The organism is Amycolatopsis solani (assembly GCF_033441515.1).
Classification (GTDB): Bacteria; Actinomycetota; Actinomycetes; order Mycobacteriales; family Pseudonocardiaceae; genus Amycolatopsis; species Amycolatopsis solani.
Genome location: NZ_JAWQJT010000002.1, coordinates 1,072,096 through 1,087,210, shown reverse-complemented (window position 1 = coordinate 1,087,210; position 15,115 = coordinate 1,072,096). Strand labels below are relative to the sequence as shown.

Annotated in this window: 13 protein-coding genes; 7 read left to right on the top strand and 6 right to left on the bottom strand. The window is 72.6% G+C overall.

Annotated features, from left to right (window positions below; all coding sequences use genetic code 11):
* Position 1: 1 nt before the first annotated feature.
* From SD460_RS25630 to SD460_RS25615, 4 genes are all read left to right on the top strand, one after another.
* Complete coding sequence (locus SD460_RS25630) at positions 2-484, top strand: nucleoside deaminase (RefSeq protein ID WP_290062990.1); 483 nt, start codon at positions 2-4, stop codon at positions 482-484.
* A 124-nt stretch (positions 485-608) separates the two neighbouring features.
* On the top strand, positions 609-2,054 hold the full coding sequence (locus SD460_RS25625; RefSeq protein WP_290062992.1) for an NCS2 family permease: 1,446 nt from the start codon (positions 609-611) through the stop codon (positions 2,052-2,054).
* Positions 2,055-2,065: 11 nt separating this feature from the next.
* Positions 2,066-2,443 (top strand): allophanate hydrolase-related protein, encoded by a 378-nt coding sequence (locus tag SD460_RS25620; RefSeq protein ID WP_290062993.1) that lies wholly within the window; start codon positions 2,066-2,068, stop codon positions 2,441-2,443.
* Positions 2,440-3,534 (top strand): glycerate kinase, encoded by a 1,095-nt coding sequence (locus SD460_RS25615; RefSeq protein ID WP_318306831.1) that lies wholly within the window; start codon positions 2,440-2,442, stop codon positions 3,532-3,534. Before SD460_RS25620 ends, SD460_RS25615 begins: the two co-directional genes overlap by 4 nt.
* A 222-nt stretch (positions 3,535-3,756) precedes the next feature.
* On the opposite strand, the gene SD460_RS25610 is transcribed toward SD460_RS25615, so the two are convergent.
* The gene (locus SD460_RS25610) at positions 3,757-4,464 is read right to left on the bottom strand and encodes a TetR/AcrR family transcriptional regulator (protein WP_290058789.1); all 708 of its coding nucleotides are present in this window, start codon (positions 4,462-4,464) and stop codon (positions 3,757-3,759) included.
* A 161-nt stretch (positions 4,465-4,625) separates the two neighbouring features.
* Between SD460_RS25610 and SD460_RS25605 the strand changes: the two genes are divergently transcribed.
* On the top strand, positions 4,626-6,848 hold the full coding sequence (locus tag SD460_RS25605; protein ID WP_290058790.1) for a glycoside hydrolase family 15 protein: 2,223 nt from the start codon (positions 4,626-4,628) through the stop codon (positions 6,846-6,848).
* 44 nt (positions 6,849-6,892) lie between these two features.
* Here the strand turns inward: SD460_RS25605 and SD460_RS25600 are convergent, their stop codons facing one another.
* Positions 6,893-7,762: an NAD(+)/NADH kinase gene (locus SD460_RS25600; protein WP_318306830.1), complete on the bottom strand. Its 870-nt coding sequence runs from the start codon at positions 7,760-7,762 to the stop codon at positions 6,893-6,895.
* A complete protein-coding gene (locus SD460_RS25595) occupies positions 7,759-8,760 on the bottom strand; it encodes an SPFH domain-containing protein (RefSeq protein WP_290058792.1) in 1,002 nt (333 codons plus the stop codon). Before SD460_RS25595 ends, SD460_RS25600 begins: the two co-directional genes overlap by 4 nt.
* A gap of 83 nt (positions 8,761-8,843) precedes the next feature.
* Between SD460_RS25595 and SD460_RS25590 the strand changes: the two genes are divergently transcribed.
* A complete protein-coding gene (locus SD460_RS25590; RefSeq protein WP_290058793.1) occupies positions 8,844-9,521 on the top strand; it encodes an NUDIX hydrolase in 678 nt (225 codons plus the stop codon).
* Between the two features lie 130 nt (positions 9,522-9,651).
* On the opposite strand, the gene SD460_RS25585 is transcribed toward SD460_RS25590, so the two are convergent.
* Positions 9,652-10,788 carry an FAD-dependent monooxygenase gene (locus SD460_RS25585; protein WP_318306829.1) on the bottom strand — a complete coding sequence of 379 codons (1,137 nt, stop codon included), beginning with the start codon at positions 10,786-10,788 and terminating at the stop codon, positions 9,652-9,654.
* 89 nt (positions 10,789-10,877) lie between these two features.
* On the opposite strand from SD460_RS25585, the gene SD460_RS25580 reads away from it, so the two are divergent.
* The gene (locus SD460_RS25580; protein ID WP_290058795.1) at positions 10,878-11,567 is read left to right on the top strand and encodes a TetR family transcriptional regulator; all 690 of its coding nucleotides are present in this window, start codon (positions 10,878-10,880) and stop codon (positions 11,565-11,567) included.
* Positions 11,568-11,586: 19 nt separating this feature from the next.
* Here the strand turns inward: SD460_RS25580 and SD460_RS25575 are convergent, their stop codons facing one another.
* Complete coding sequence (locus SD460_RS25575) at positions 11,587-12,180, bottom strand: hypothetical protein (protein ID WP_290058796.1); 594 nt, start codon at positions 12,178-12,180, stop codon at positions 11,587-11,589.
* Positions 12,181-12,243: 63 nt separating this feature from the next.
* Positions 12,244-15,081, bottom strand: a complete 2,838-nt coding sequence (locus tag SD460_RS25570) for a glycoside hydrolase family 2 TIM barrel-domain containing protein (protein ID WP_318306828.1) — start codon at positions 15,079-15,081, stop codon at positions 12,244-12,246.
* Positions 15,082-15,115 lie beyond the last annotated feature (34 nt).

Sequence of the window (15,115 nt, the reverse complement as noted above, 5' to 3'; positions counted from 1 at the left end):
GATGACCACGTCGATTTCCGTCGAGCAGGAATGGCTCGACCAGGCCATCCGCATCGCGGAGACCAACGTCGCGAACGGCGGCGGCCCGTTCGGCGCGCTGATCGTGAAGGACGGTGAGATCGTCTCGACCGGCGTCAACCGCGTGACCGCCAACCTCGACCCGACCGCGCACGCCGAAGTCGTCGCGATCCGGGCGGCCTGCCAGGCGCTCGGCGACTTCAAGCTGGACGGCTGCGTGCTCGTGTCCAGCTGCGAGCCGTGCCCGATGTGCCTGTCCTCGGCGCTGTGGGCGCGGGTGGACAAGGTGATCTTCGCCGCCGACCGCGACGACGCCGCCAAGGCCGGCTTCGACGACCGGGCCTTCTACGAACTCTTCGACCGTCCGCGCGAAACGTGGACGGTACCCGTGACGCGACTGTCCACGAAGGACGGTTTCGCGCCGTTCGCGGCCTGGCTCGACAAAGCCGACCGCACCGACTACTGACCCACCGCTTACTGACCCACAAGGCCAGCTGACCGGAGCACAACCGAATCGAACGTCCCGCTCGGCCAGGCACGGCGTGGTGCCTGGCCCTGGCCGAGCACACCCACCGGCAAGGGCAGGACGCATGACCCAGACCGAAGTTCCCACCCCCGTAGTCGACGAAGTACCCGCGCAACGGCGTTCGCTGCTCGACAAGCTGTTCGAGCTGCGGGCCCGCCAATCCACGATCGGCCGTGAGGTCCGCGGCGGCGTCACGACGTTCGTCGCGATGGCCTACATCGTGCTGCTGAACCCGCTCATCCTCGGCGCCTCCGCCGACATCACCGGCGCCCGGCTCTCCGCCGCGCAGGTGACCACTGCGACGGCGCTGGCCGCCGCCGTGATGACCGTCCTCATGGGACTCGTCGGCAACGCGCCCCTCGCGCTGGCCGCCGGCCTCGGCATCAACGGCATCGTCGCGTTCCAGATGGCGCCGTCGATGACGTGGGCGCAGGCGTTCGGGCTGGTCGTGCTCGAAGGCGTGTGCATCGTGCTGATGGCGGTCAGTGGCGTCCGCGAGCGGATCATGAACGCCATCCCGCGGCCGCTCAAGATGGCCATCACCGTCGGGATCGGGCTCTACATCGCGCTCGTCGGCCTGGTGAGCGCCGGGTTCGTCACCCGGATGCCCGACTCGGCCGAGACGACGGTCCCGGTGCGCCTCGGCGCGAGCGGGCACCTGCACGGCTGGCCGATCGTCGTGTTCTGCTTCGGCCTGCTGCTGATGATCGTGCTGATGGCCCGCAAGGTCCCGGGCGCGGTGCTGATCAGCATCGGGGTGGCCACGGTGTTCGCTGTCGTGCTGCACGAGGGGTTCGGCGTCGGCGGCTGGGGCCTGACCGCCCCGGCGCTGCCCGACCACGTCGTCGCGGCGCCGGACTTCGGGCTCCTGGGTCACATCGACCTGTTCGGCGGGTTCGCCTCGGCGGGCGCGCTCGCGGCCACGGTCTTCCTGTTCACGCTGGTGCTGTCCGGGTTCTTCGACGCGATGGGCACGATCACCAGCGTTTCGGACGAAGCCGGGCTGTCGAAGAACGGCAAGGTCCCGCGGATGGGCCGGATCCTGCTGGTCGACGGCGCGGGCGCGGTCGCGGGCGGCGTCACCGGGTCGTCGCCGAACACGGTTTTCCTGGAGTCTGCGGCGGGGGTCGGCGAAGGCGCGCGGACGGGGCTGGCGAGTGTCGTCACCGGGCTGCTGTTCGCCGGGACGCTGCTGTTCACCCCGCTCGCCGGGGTCGTCCCGGCCCAGGCCGCGGCGCCCGCCCTGGTGGTCATCGGCGGCATGATGGTCGCGCAGTGCCGGAACATCCCGTGGAACGACCCCGACTACACGATCCCGGTGTTCCTCACCGCGGCGCTGATCCCGTTCACCTACTCGATCACCAACGGCGTCGGCGCCGGCCTGATCGCGTTCGTGCTGATCAAGATCGGCCGCGGCAAGTGGCGCGAAGCCGGTTGGCTGCTTTCCCTGCTGGCGCTGGTGTTCGCGGTGTACTTCGCCGTCGACGGCGTCGAAGCCCTCTTCCGTTAAGGAGAAATCCCGTGGCCCTGATGTTCTTCAACGGCGGCGCGATGCGCGGCGAACCCCTGCACCACCTCCTGTCCGGCTCGCCGTTCGTGGGCGCCGCGCGGACGGCGGCGAAGTACCGGTTCTACGCGGTCGGCGAGCAGTGCCCGGCGCTGTACCCGGTCTCGCACGGCGGTGCGGAGGTGACCGGCGAGGTCTACGACGTGTCGCTGGACGACCTGCGCGACAAGGTGCTGCCGTCCGAGCCGCACGAGCTGGAGCTCGGCGTGGTCGAGCTGACCGACGGCAGTTCGGCGTTCGCGATGCTGCTGCGGCGGCCGTACACCTCGCACGTGGCCCTGCGGGACATCACCGAGGTCGGCGACTGGCGGGCGTACAAGGCGAGCGCGTGAAGGTCCTCGTCGCGCCGGACAAGTTCAAGGGGTCGCTGACCGCGGCCGAGGTGGCGTCGGCGGTGGCCGCGGGCCTCGCCGACGGCCACCCCGGCGTCGCGGTGCAGGCCCTGCCGGTGGCGGACGGCGGCGACGGCACGGTCGACGCCGCCGTCGCCGCCGGGTTCGAGCGGGTGCGGGTCCCGGCCCGCGGACCGACGGGCGCGCTCGTGATGGCGTCCTACGCGGTCCGCGGGGACACTGCAGTCGTCGAGCTGGCCGAGGCGTCCGGGCTGCACCGGCTGCCCGGCCCGCTTTCACCGCTCACGGCGACGAGCGCGGGCACGGGCGACGTCATCGCGGCGGCGGTGGCCGCGGGCTGCCGCCGGATCGTGCTCGGCGTGGGCGGCAGCGCGTGCACCGACGGTGGTGCGGGCATGCTGACCGCGCTGGGCGCCCGGCTCTCGGACGCCGCTGGCCGCGAACTCCCGTTCGGTGGCGCGGCGTTGGCCCAGGTCGCTTCGCTGGACGTGGCTGAATTGTCCGAAGTGGACATCGAGCTGGCGTGCGATGTGGACAATCCGCTGTACGGGCCGCGGGGTGCCGCTTTCGTTTACGGGCCTCAGAAGGGTGCGTCGCCTGAGGACGTCAAGACGCTGGACGCGGCGTTGCGGCACTGGGCTTCGGTGGCCGGTCCGGAGTTCGCGTCGCGGCCCGGGGCGGGGGCCGCCGGGGGAGTGGGGTTCGCGGCGATGGCGGTGCTGGGCGCGCGGATGCGGCCGGGGATCGCGTTGCTGCTGGACCTGCTCGGCTTCGAATCCGCGCTGGCGGGAGCGTCGCTGGTGGTCACCGGCGAAGGATCGCTCGACCGGCAGACGCTGTCCGGCAAGGCCCCGGCCGGCGTCGCGCGCGCAGCGGCGGCCGCGGGGATCCCGTGCGTCGCGGTGTCCGGGCGGTGCCTGCTGTCCCCGGCCGAGCTGGCGGAGGCGGGGATCTCGGCGGCGTACGCGCTGACGGACCTGGAGCCGGACCCGGCCCGCTGCATGGCCGAGGCGGCACCGCTGCTGCGCCGCCTGTCCCGCCACATCGCGACCGACCACCTCGGCCGGTGACGGGCGCCCGCCGGTGTCTTGAATGAGTCATTCAGGTCGTCGGAGGTCCTGAATGACTCATTCAAGACGTGCGGGGGTGGCGGAGGCCGGGGTCGGCGATGCGGCTCGGCTACCCCGCGTGGGGGACCGAGGTGGGCGCTGCGCTGGTCGCGAATGACTCATTCGGGGCGTGGGAGGTCCCGAATGAGTCATTCGCGACCTCCGCGCCCGCGGTGGCGGTGATCAGGCGTCGGCGATGCGGTCCAGCCACTCGGCGAGCAGCACCCGCTCGGCGTCGGTGAGCGTGGTCGCGTCCCGCAATCCCGCGCGCAGGGCGATCGCGCGCTCGGGCAGGGCCGACCCCGCGGGTTCGGCGGCGTCGGTGAGGATGCGGCTCAGCACCGTCTCCCGCGCCGTCGCCGAAAGGTCGAGGTCGCGCTCCGGTTCCGGAGTCGCGATCAGCGACAGCACGACACCCATGCCCGTCGCGTGGACCAGCCGGGCCGCGCGCTCGACGCTCACCCGCAGCCGGCCCGCGGCCGCGACGCGCTCGAGGATCTCGCGCAGCATCCCTTCGGCCTCGCGGGCGGCGGGCGAGGTGCGGCCCGCGCGGGCGTCGCCGTACATGAGCACGTAGAACTCCGGGCGGGACAGCCCGAACTCCTGGTGCAGGTCCCAGCCGCGCCGGAGGTCCTCGACCGGGTCGCCGGTCGAGCCCAGCGCGCGCTTGTCGGTCAGGTACTCGTCGAACCCGTACGCCGCGACCGCGTCGAGCAGGCCGTCCTTGTCGCCGAAGAGCCGGTACAGCGCCGGGGGCTGGACGCCGGCCGCCGCGCTGACCGCGCGGGTCGAGAGGCCGTCGCGGCCCTCCGCCACCAGCAGCGCGGCCGCCGCCTTGAGGATCCGCTCGCGGGTCTCCGCCGCGGGGCTGACCGCCGTCTTCGTCACCATGGTTCCAATGGTAACAAATCTCCGGTAGCGCCCGTCCGTGCTGAGCCGTCCGGTGGAGGGCTGGATCGGTTCAGTCCGATCGGACATTGCTTGTCACCACGCGGTGGCTCAATATGTTGCGGCCCACAACATATTAACGACAACGCCGTCGGAGGTCGTAAATGATCAGGTGGAAAGCGGTTCTGGCCTGCGCCGGAGTGGCAGTGCTGCTCGCCGGGCTCGGTCAGGGCACGGCTCTGGCGAGCGGCACCGCGACCGACTGCTGCGGTGGCGGCGCGTCCTGGGCGACCGGCAACAAGTCCGCGCTGGGCACCTCGACTACGGCCGGCAGCCCGGTGTGGTTCACCGTCGCCGACGGCGTGACCTCCGAGGTCTTCTACCCCCGCGCCGACGTCCCGAACACCCAGGACATGCAGTTCGTCGTCACCGACGGTTCGACCTTCGTCGACCTGGAACGCGACAACACGAACCACGTCGTCACCATGCCCGACGAGAAGGCGCTGCAGTACACCGTCACCAACACCGCCAAGAGCGGGAAGTACCGGATCACCACCGACTACGTGACCGACCCGGCCCGCTCGACGCTGGTCACCAGGACGCGGTTCCAGTCGCTCGACGGCGGCAGCTACCGGCTGTACCTGCTGGCCAACCCGTCGATGGCGGGCGGCGGCGCGAACGACAACGCGTGGTGGGACGGCAGCGGCCTGCTGGCGAGCGGCACCGAGACGCTGTTCGGCGGCAGTTCCACCACCGTCGTGCAAGCCTTGCGCGTCTCGACCGGCTTCACCGCGCACGACAACGGCTACGCCGGCGCGGCCAGCGACTGCCTGGCCGACCTGCGGGCCGACAAGAACCTGACCAACCAGTTCGACAACGTCTCCGGCACCGGCAACGTCGTCCAATGCGGTCAGATCCCGGTCGGCGCGGACACGACCTTCACCGTCGCACTCGGTTTCGGCGCCACCTCGGCCGCCGCGTCCTCGGCGGCGAGCGGGTCGCTGGGCAGCGGGTTCTCCAGCGTCTCGGCGTCCTACCGCGGTGGCTGGAACTCCTACGTCGCCGGCCTGAAGCCCGCCCCGGCGAGCGTTTCCGGGGACACGCAACGGCGGCGCGCGTACTACGTCGCCGCGATGGCCCTGAAGACCGCCGAGGACAAGCAGCACCCGGGCGCGAGCGTCGCGGGCCTGGCGACGCCGTGGGGCAACTTCACCAACGGCGATCACCTCAACGACGGCTACCACCGCGTCTGGGGCCGCGACCTCTACCAGCAGGCGACCGGCCTGCTGGCCGCCGGCGACAGCGCGCAGGCCAAGCGAATGGCGCAGTTCCTCTGGAACTCCCAGTGGATCGGCAGCCCGACCGCGGGCGACGGCACGACCTACCCGGCCGGCTCGTTCCCGCGCTACAGCCCCGTTTCCGGCGTCGCCGGCGCGAGCGCCCAGCAGCTCGGCTGCTGCGAACAGCTCGACCAGGACGCCGACGCCATCCTGCTCGCCTGGCTGACCGGCCTCACCGACAGCTCGACCTACGCCAAGGTCAAGACGACCGCGAACCACATCGTCGCGACCGGCCCCGACACCACCGAACGGTGGGAGGAGCAGTACGGCAAGTCGCCGTCGTCGGTGGCGGCCGAGGTCGCCGGGCTGATCGCCGCGGGGGCCATCGCCCGGGCCAACGGCGACACCGCGAGCGCGTCCTCGTGGGAGTCCACAGCGGACTCCTGGCGCAATTCCCTGGCCGGCTGGACGGTGACGACGTCCGGCTACTGGGGCGGCCACACCTACTACGAACGACTCGACCGCGCCGGCAACCCCAACGACGGCGCGACGATCTGCTTCGACGAAGGCTGCTTCTACGAACACGACGTGACCGACTTCGGCTTCCTCGACCTCGTGCGGCTCGGGATCCGCCCGGCCGGGGACGCCACGATCGCGAACTCGCTCGCCCCGACCGCGGCGGCGTCCGACGGCAACTCGGCGATGCAGGTGACGCTGCCCAACGGCGACGTCTACTTCCACCGCTACCCGCACGACAACTACGGCGAGAGCACCGCGACCTGCAACGGGTGGCCGGCCGGCGGGAGCCAGCGGTTCGGGCGGCTGTGGCCGGTGCTGTCGGGGGAGCGCGGCCAGTACGAACTGGCCAACGGCCGCTCGGCCGCGGTGTACCTCAAGTCGATGGCGGATTCGGCCAACGACGGGTACTTCGTGCCCGAACAGGTCTGGGACCGCGGTGACGTCGGGTGCTTCGGGCTCGGCCGCCCGACCGGCAGCGCCGGTCCGCTGATGTGGGCCGAAGGGCAGTACCTCCGGCTGGCCCAGAGCATGGACGCGGGCCGCAACCTCGACACGCCGTCGATCGTCAAAACCCGCTACGGCACGTGAGATCCGCCGGTCCGGCACGCCCCCTCGGTGTGCCGGACCGGCGGTCACCGCACCAGCCGCACGGTCTTCGCGGCCGGGACGAACGTGGCGGTCTGGCCCCGGGTGAGGGCGACCGTGTCGGCTTCGAGGCCGTCGCCGAACGCGACCAGGCGGTCGGATTCGACCTCCACGGTCAGCGGCGTCCCGGTCAGCTCGCCCTCGGTGTGCTCGGTGCCGGTCGAGGGCGACGGCCAGGCTTCCCGCACGAACCAGACCAGCCGGGCCTCGCCGGGGCCGGGCAGGCGCAGCCCGCTGTGGCGTTCGCGCCACACCGAGCCGCACCAGCCGGTCGCCCCGGTGCCGGTCCCGACGAGGATCCCCGACGACGCCTGGCGTTCCCGCGGCCCGCCACCGACCCCCAGCCGGTAGCGGGCCGTCTGGTGCCCGGCGTGCCCGAGGTAGATCTCGTTGAGCGCCAGCAGCCGCTGCCCGTCGTCGGCGGTGAGCTCCGCCATCGTCCGGTGCTCGACGTCCCCGGTGCCCCGCACGAGATCCGCCACCGCGGCCGGCGGGTGCTTGACGAGGACGCCGGGCCGCGCCGGCGCCACCCCGATCACCGGCTGCCCGTCGAGGTACTTGGCCACGTTGGCGATCAGCCCGTCCTGGCCGACCACGACGACGATGTCCTCCGGCGTGAACAGGAACCGGTCGAGGTCCGCGCGTTCGACCTCGCCGCGGCGCCAGTCCAGGGGAATGGCCGCCGACGCCGTCTTCAGCGCGGCACGCAGGGCGGCGTCCGCGCCGGTCACCTCGGCGAGGTCGCGGCCGCGCGTGCGCAGGAAGAACTCCGCCTGGCCGCGCGTGCCGTGCCGCGCCAGCAGTTCGTCGAGTTCGGTGCGCCGGTGCACCAGCACGACGCGCGGGGCGAGGCTCACGACCGGACGCCGAGCTTGGTCAGCAGCGGGGCGAGCAGGTCCGGGGTCACCGTGAGGCTGTCGATCTTCGGCAGGTTCCCGGCCAGTTCCTTGAGCGCCAGCCCGGTGAGCACGCCTTCCGGCAGGTCGCGGTACGCGGCCAGCCGCGCGGCCTCGCCCGCCGCCTCGGCCTCGCCGAGCGCCCGCTTGCCGTCGGCTTCGACCTGCGTCAGGCGTTCCTTGCGCGACGCCTGCGCCTCGGTCTCGATCCGGCTGGCCGCGGCGGCTTCCTCGGCCTGCCGCCGGGCGTTCGCGCCGCGCTGGGTGAGCAGCTGCTCCTCGCGCCGGGCCAGCTCGATCTGGTTCTGCAGCTCGTTTTCGCCGATCGCGCGTTCGCGTTCGACGGCGAGGGCGCGCCGCTCGTAGGTCGCCCGGTCGGCCTCCTGCTGGACCTTTTCGCGTGCGGTCGTCTGCAGCGCCTTCTCGACCTCCGGCTCGGCGCGGATGGCGACGACGCGGACGTCGACGACGGCCGAGCCGGTCTGCGCGAGCCGGGTGTCGCCCTCGGCGAGCCCGGCGCGGATCCGGTCACGGACCGCGCTCACGCCGTCGACCAGCGCGATTTCCAGCGGCGTGCGCGTCAGGACCTCGACGGCGTACTGCTGGACGTTCTCGGTGAGCAGCCCGCTGATCTGGGCGAGGGGATCACCCCGCCAGCGGCCCGTGCCCGGGTCGACGGAGAAGTCGATCCGCTGCGCGGCCAGCGCCGGGTCCTCGATCCGGAACGTCAGCGCGAGCTGGACGGTGACGTCCTGGTAGTCGGCCGTGCGGGCGTGGAACAGCAGCGGCAGTTCGCGGTCGTCGACGGGCACCTCCGAGATGACCGCGGTGAGCGGCCGGTACCAGAACGACAGCCCCACGCCGTCGTGCGCGAGCTTGCCGCGGCGGAAGTGGCGGATGTGCACGGTCGGGGCGCCCCGCAGGTGCCGGAACCCGAAGCGGCGGTCGATGTCGGCCATGGGCCCTCCTCTTATCGTCGTGATGACGATATGGGGTCGAGCCCTTAATCGTCAAGATGACGATTAAGAGGTAGGGTGGTGGCATGGGTCACCCTCCGTTCGCCGTCACCGTCGACCTCGTCGTGCTCACCCTGACCGGGGGCGAGCTGTGCGCGCTGGTGGTGCGGCGCGGAGTCGCACCGCACGAAGGAGAGTGGGCACTGCCGGGCGGGTTCGTCCGGGCCGACGAGGACCTTTCGGACGCGGCGCGGCGGGAGCTGGCGGAGGAGACGGGACTGGCGCCGGGGACCGTCCACATCGAACAGCTGGCCGGCTACGGGGCACCGGGCCGCGACCCGCGCCTGCGGGTCGTCACGATCGCCTACCTCGCGCTGGCGCCGGACCTGCCGGCGCCGTCCGCCGGCACGGACGCGGCCGAGGCCCGCTGGGCGCCGGTCCGCTCGCTGGCGGCCGAGCGGCTGGCGTTCGACCACGACCGCATCCTGGCCGACGGTCTCGAGCGTGCGCGCGCGAAGCTGGAGTACTCACCGCTGGCCACGGCGTTCTGCGCCCCGGAGTTCACGGTGGCGGAGCTGCGGCGGGTGTACGAGCTGGTCTGGGACACGCGGCTGGACCCGCGCAACTTCCACCGCAAGGTCACGGGAACCGAGGGCCTGCTGTCCCCGACCGGCCGCACGACCACCCGCGACGGCGGCCGCCCGGCCCAGCTGTACCGGCGGGGGAAGGCGGAGCTGCTGTACCCGCCGATGCTGCGGACGTGACGCTGGGGCGACCAGCGCACCCAATGTGGCGTTGGGTGCTCCGTCCATGCCCCCGCCGCCACCCTCAACGGAGGCGCTCCGCGCCGCAGTGCTGACTCAACGCACCCAATGCCACATTGGGGCGCTTGGGTCAGGAAGCGTGGGACGGGGTGAGCCGCCGGGCGGCGGTGACCAGTGGTAGCAGCCGCGTGGCGAAGTTGCGGGCCGCGAGGCCGCCCCGCGTCGCCGGGATCAGCAGGGCCGCGGCCGTGGAAACGGTGCGCTGCTTGGGTTCCACCAGCTTCCGGTGCCGGTCCTCGTACCGGCGGAACGCCGCCGCCGCGTCGGCCGGGGTCCGGCGCAGCTCCTCGGCCAGGGTGTACGCGCCCGCCATCGCCAGCGTCGAACCGTCGCCGAAGAGGGAGACGCACGAGGCCGCGTCGCCGGCGAGCGCGATGCGGCCCGACGCCCAGCGGTCCATCCGGACCCGGCTCACCGAGTCCAGGTACAGGTCGTCCGCCTCGCGCACGCGCTCCAGCAGTTCCGGCACGCGCCAGCCCGCGCCGGCGTACGCCTCGGCGAGCATGCGCTTGTGCAGGGCGGAGTCGCGGTGGTCGAACCCCGGCACGGCCTCGCCGCGGAACATGAACGCCGCGATGCCGCGGCCGCGTGACGGGTGGAGCGCCAGCGCGCGACCCGGCGAGTTGTACATGACGATCGCCGTGGGGTCGGCCGGCGGCCCGGTCAGCGGCAGCGTCGCGACGTAGACGCCCATGTGCTCGACGAACGCGTGCTCCGGCCCGAACGCCAGGCGCCGCACGTTCGAGTGCAGCCCGTCCGCGCCGAGCACGAGGTCGAAGCGCCGCGGGGCACCGCGCTCGAACGTGACGTCCACACCGCCGTCGTCCTGGCGCAGCTCGGTGATCGAGTCGTGGAAGACGAACTCGGCGTCCGCGCGGGCGGCTTCGTGCAGGATCGCCGCGAGGTCGGTGCGGGGCAGCTCGATGCCGCCGTCGCCGCCCAGCGCGACGCGGCCGGTCCGGCGGCCCGCGTCGTCGACGAACTTCAGCGCCGTCGCGTCGGTGCTCGCCTCGCGCAGTTTCGCGGTGATGCCCATCCGCTCGGCGACGCGCGCGGCCGGCCCACGGACGTCGACCGGACTGCCGCTCGAACGCAGCCCGGCGGCGCGCTCGACCACGGTCGGCCGGAAGCCCGCGCGGGCCAGCCAGTACGCCAGCGCCGGCCCGGCGACGCCCGCGCCGGAGATCAAAACGGTCTGCTCGGTCATCGTGTGTACCCCCATCAAGGTCCTGACCATTGGTCAGTGTCGACCGTACGCTCCTGTCCGGTGGTCAGGCAAGGAGCTAGGCTCGGGCGATGACCGACGACACCCGCGCCCGGATCCTGCGGGCCGCGCTCGAAGAGTTCTCCGAACGCGGCTATCACGCGGTGTCGGTCCGGGAGCTGGCCGAACGCGTCGGCGTCACCAAGACCGCGGTGCTGTACCACTTCCCCGGCAAGGCCGACATCGTGACGGCGCTCGCCGAACCGCTGCTGGACGACCTCGAAGCGGCCATGGCGAAGGCGGCGGAGGCCGCCGACCCGCGCGCGGCGGCGATCGAAAGCCTCCTCGGCGTCTGGCTCGGCCACCGCTACCTGCTGCGGATGAACCTGCGGGACCTCGGGCTGACCGCGTCTAAGGTCGTGTTCGAGCGCTTCCGCGACGGGATGCTCGAAGCGAACCGGCTGGTGGCGGGCCCGGACGCGGACCTCGCCGGCCGGGTTCGCGCGGCACAGGCGATCGCCATGCTCAGCGACCCGGTGGTGCTGTTCGCCGACGCCCCGGTGGACGAGCTGCGCGCCGCGGTCCTCGACGGCGTCGACCGGCTGTACGCGGTCACCGACGACCGGCCCCGCGCCCGCCGCGGCCGCCCGACGGTGATGAGCCAGGAGACGATCGAAGCGGCCCGCCGCCTCTACGACGCGGGCCACGCCCCGGCCGACATCGCGACGGCGCTGGGCGTCTCCCGTGCCACGATCTACCGGCACCTGCCCGGCGTCGAATAATGAGACGCATTAATGAGACTTATTGAGACGCGACCTCGATCTCGGGCAGCGCCGCGAGCTGAGCGGGCGTCAGCTTCGACGCCGCCTCGAACACTTTCGCCTGGTGCTCCTTGATCCGCTCGTCCACCAGCCGGCTCAGCTCGAAGGCCAGCCGCCCGGTCTGGCGGACCGTGACGTCGTCCACCAGCGGCCGCGCGGCCGACGTGATGACCACGCCCGAGGCCGCTCCGGCCGAGGATTGTGAGACGCCCACCGAGTAGGCCTCGCGCGGGTTGACCGGCCCGTCGATCGAGAAGTCCCGGATCCGGCCGAGCAGCGCGTGCCACTCGGCGACCTCGCCCGGCACCCCGGTGGCCTCGACGTCGGCCACGCTCAGGCCCATCCCGCGGTCACCGGTGCGGAAGCAGCGCGCGTACGAGTTGAGCGCCGACACCCACAACGCCTCGACGAGCACGGCGTCCACGTGCGGGTGAGCCAGCTCCGCGACCAGCCGTTCGCAGCACTTGAGCGTGAACTGGAGGTCGTCGAAGATCGCGACGAGGTCGGCCAGGCCCAGCGCGCCGGGGGTGGCCAGCTGCCGGGCACTCGAAGGGGCCGTCGTGGAGGGGGTCATCCGGGGACGCTCCTGTCCTGGCGTGGACCTCCACGACACCGCATCCGGCCCGCCCCGCCGGTCTCAATTTGCGACACCACCCGCCACGGGCCGGAAGTCCAGCGTGAACGACGTCTTCCGCGCCACCAGCCGGTACCGCGGCAGCACCCCCGGTCCGCACGCCGCCGTCCCGAGGCCGTGCTGGGCCACGTCCAGCGTCAGGTGCACCAGCGAACCGGACTGCAGCTCGTCGGTGTGCCGCGCCGCCTCCAGTTCCGCCGCCGTCCAGCGGCGGGCCGTGAAGTCGAACGTGGGGTCGCCCTCGACGCGCAGGCCCGTGCCGTCCGGGGCGGTGAACTCCGCCCAGCGCACGGCCGTGCGGTTCCCGTTCTCCTGCGGGAAGACGTACGGCGTCTGCAGGCCGTCGACGCTGCTCGAGAACCGCCCGATCCGCACCGCCTGGCGGCTGTCCGGGTACGCCTCGCCGGGGCCGGCGCCGAACCACTCCGCCGAGCCGAACGTGCCCGGGATCGCCATCGCCAGGCCGAGCCGGGGGAGGGTGCCGGGGAAATCGCCGTCGGGGATGACGTCCACGCGCAGGCGGAGACCGCCGTCGAAGGCCGTCCACGTGTAGTCCGCGAACAGGCCGAACGCCTGCGCCGGCGGGGCGACGCGGGTGCGCACCAGCAGTTCGTCGCCGTCGGTGTCGACGGTGAGCACGCGGTGCTGCATCCGGTGCAGCCCCGCTTCGAGCCACTGGGACGCCTCGGACGGGCCGGGCGAGGAACCGCGGTCGTTGTCGGTGGTCGCGCGCCAGACGTCGAGGCGCGGCCCGCGCACCGGGTGCCCGCCGAGCGCGGTCAGCACGCCCGTCGCGGCGTCGAACTCGCCGGTGCCGAGCGCGGGCTGCCCGGCCGTGCGGAACACCGGACCCCGCACCGGCGGTGCCGGGCGGGCGGGGGCCCGCGACACCGGCAGCTGGCCCCAGCCGACGACGTGCCCGGCGGGGGCCCACGCCGTCGCCGAGGCCAGCACCGCCGAGACGGTCAGCCAGGACTCGCCGGCGGTGGGCGGCAACGAGGGCAGCGGCAGGTAAACGCTCTGTCCGGAAAGGACGGCCGGCACGTCGAGGACGCCGTGGGCGACGGTCGTTCCCTCTTCTTCGAGCACCCAGGTGAACTTCAGGTGCGCGGTGTCGACGAGGTCGTAGTGGTTCGAGACGCGAAGGCCGGCCGGATCCGGGGAGATCCGGACCGGCTCGATGATCTTCGCGAACTCCGTCAAGCCCGGCGACGGCGTGCGGTCCGGGAAGAGGAGGCCGTCGACGACGAAGTTGCCGTCGTGGATGGGCTCGCCGAAGTCGCCGCCGTAGGCGAAGTGGCCGGGAACGGCCAGTCCGTGGTCGATCCACTCCCAGACGAAGCCGCCCTGGCAGTTCGGGTAGCGCTCGAACAGCTCCCGGTACTCCAGCAGCCCGCCCGGGCCGTTGCCCATCGCGTGCGCGTACTCGCAGAGCAGGAACGGCAGGTCCCGGCGGCGCTCGTTGCCGTCTTCACGACGCCCGATCCGCTCGACCTCTTCGGGAGTGGCGTACATGCGGCTGTGGACGTCCACATAGGAACATTCATGATCGCCTTCGTAGTGCACCGGCCGGGTCGGGTCGCGGTGGTGCACCCACTCCGCCATCCGCGCCAGGTTGCCGCCGGTGTGGCTCTCGTTGCCCAGCGACCAGAGGATCACGCTGGGCCGGTTCTTGTCCCGCTCCACCGTGCGCCGCACCCGGTCGAGGTAGGCGTCCGTCCACATCGGCTCCGAGCTCGGGTTGCGCTCCCAGCCCAGCGGCTCGAAGCCGTGGGTCTCCAGGTCGCACTCGTCGATCACCCACAGGCCGTACTCGTCGCACAGTTCGAGGAACGCCGGGTCCGGCGGGTAGTGGCTGGTCCGCACGGCGTTGACGTGGTACCGCTTCATCAGCAGGACGTCGGCCAGCGCGGTTTCCGGCGACACCACCCGCCCGGTGCGGGGGTCGTGCTCGTGGCGGTTGACCCCGCGCAGCAGCAGGCGCCGGCCGTTGACCTTCAGCTGACCGTCCTCGATGGACACCGTCCGGAAGCCGATCCGCACCGGCACGCGTTCGGCCACTGTGGACAGCGTGCCGTCGTACAGCCGGGGCGTCTCGGCGCTCCACGGCTCCACCGGCAGTTCGAGCGGCTCGCCGGCCGGGTGCCCCGAGACCCCCAGCTCCGGGATGTCCAGCACGACGTCCGGGCCGGTCTCGACGCGGAGCGTGCCCATCCCCGAAACGTGGTCGTAGTCCGCGCGGATCCCGTAGTCGCCGATGCCGCCCAGCGGCCGCGCCAGCAGCATGACCGACCGGAAGATGCCGGACAGCCACCACATGTCCTGGTCCTCGAGGTAGCTGCCCGCCGACCACTGGTGCACGCGGACCACCAGGACGTTGTCCCGCGGCCGCAGCAGCGGCCCGACCTCGAACTCCGACGGCAGCCGGCTGCCCTTCGTGACACCGAGCTCGGTGCCGTTGAGCCAGATCCGGCCGCACGAGTCGATCCCGTCGAAGCGCAGCAGCGCCGGGCCGGACGGCCAATCCGGCGGCAGGTCGAAGCGCCGCCGGTGGTCGCCGGTCGGGTTGTCCGACGGGACGTGCGGCGGGTCGACCGGGAACGGGTAGTGCACGTTCGTGTAGGCGGGTGCGCCGTGGCCGTGCAGCTGCCACAGCGACGGCACCGGCAGCTCGTCCCAGGTAGAGTCGTCGGCTTCGACGGGGTCCGGCGCGGCCGCGATGCTCGGCGAAAGCCGGAAGCGCCAGGTGCCGTTCAGTGACAGCGACGGCGCGTCTGAGGTGAAGGCCGCGCGCGGGGGTACCGAACCGTGGCCGGGGCCCGGGTCTTCGACGTACGACATGGAGTCCTTCCGCGGCCCGTGAACGCTCCCGTGA

Excerpts from the sequence above, each read along its gene's own strand:
- SD460_RS25630 (WP_290062990.1), top strand. The coding sequence starts at position 2 with ATGACCACGTCGATTTCCGTCGAGCAGGAATGGCTCGACCAGGCCATC.
- SD460_RS25625 (WP_290062992.1), top strand. The coding sequence starts at position 609 with ATGACCCAGACCGAAGTTCCCACCCCCGTAGTCGACGAAGTACCCGCG.
- SD460_RS25610 (WP_290058789.1), bottom strand. The coding sequence starts at position 4,464 with ATGGTGACGAAGACGGCGGTCAGCCCCGCGGCGGAGACCCGCGAGCGG.
- SD460_RS25605 (WP_290058790.1), top strand. The coding sequence starts at position 4,626 with ATGATCAGGTGGAAAGCGGTTCTGGCCTGCGCCGGAGTGGCAGTGCTG.
- SD460_RS25595 (WP_290058792.1), bottom strand. The coding sequence starts at position 8,760 with ATGGCCGACATCGACCGCCGCTTCGGGTTCCGGCACCTGCGGGGCGCC.
- SD460_RS25590 (WP_290058793.1), top strand. The coding sequence starts at position 8,844 with ATGGGTCACCCTCCGTTCGCCGTCACCGTCGACCTCGTCGTGCTCACC.
- SD460_RS25585 (WP_318306829.1), bottom strand. The coding sequence starts at position 10,788 with ATGACCGAGCAGACCGTTTTGATCTCCGGCGCGGGCGTCGCCGGGCCG.
- SD460_RS25580 (WP_290058795.1), top strand. The coding sequence starts at position 10,878 with ATGACCGACGACACCCGCGCCCGGATCCTGCGGGCCGCGCTCGAAGAG.
- SD460_RS25575 (WP_290058796.1), bottom strand. The coding sequence starts at position 12,180 with ATGACCCCCTCCACGACGGCCCCTTCGAGTGCCCGGCAGCTGGCCACC.
- SD460_RS25570 (WP_318306828.1), bottom strand. The coding sequence starts at position 15,081 with ATGTCGTACGTCGAAGACCCGGGCCCCGGCCACGGTTCGGTACCCCCG.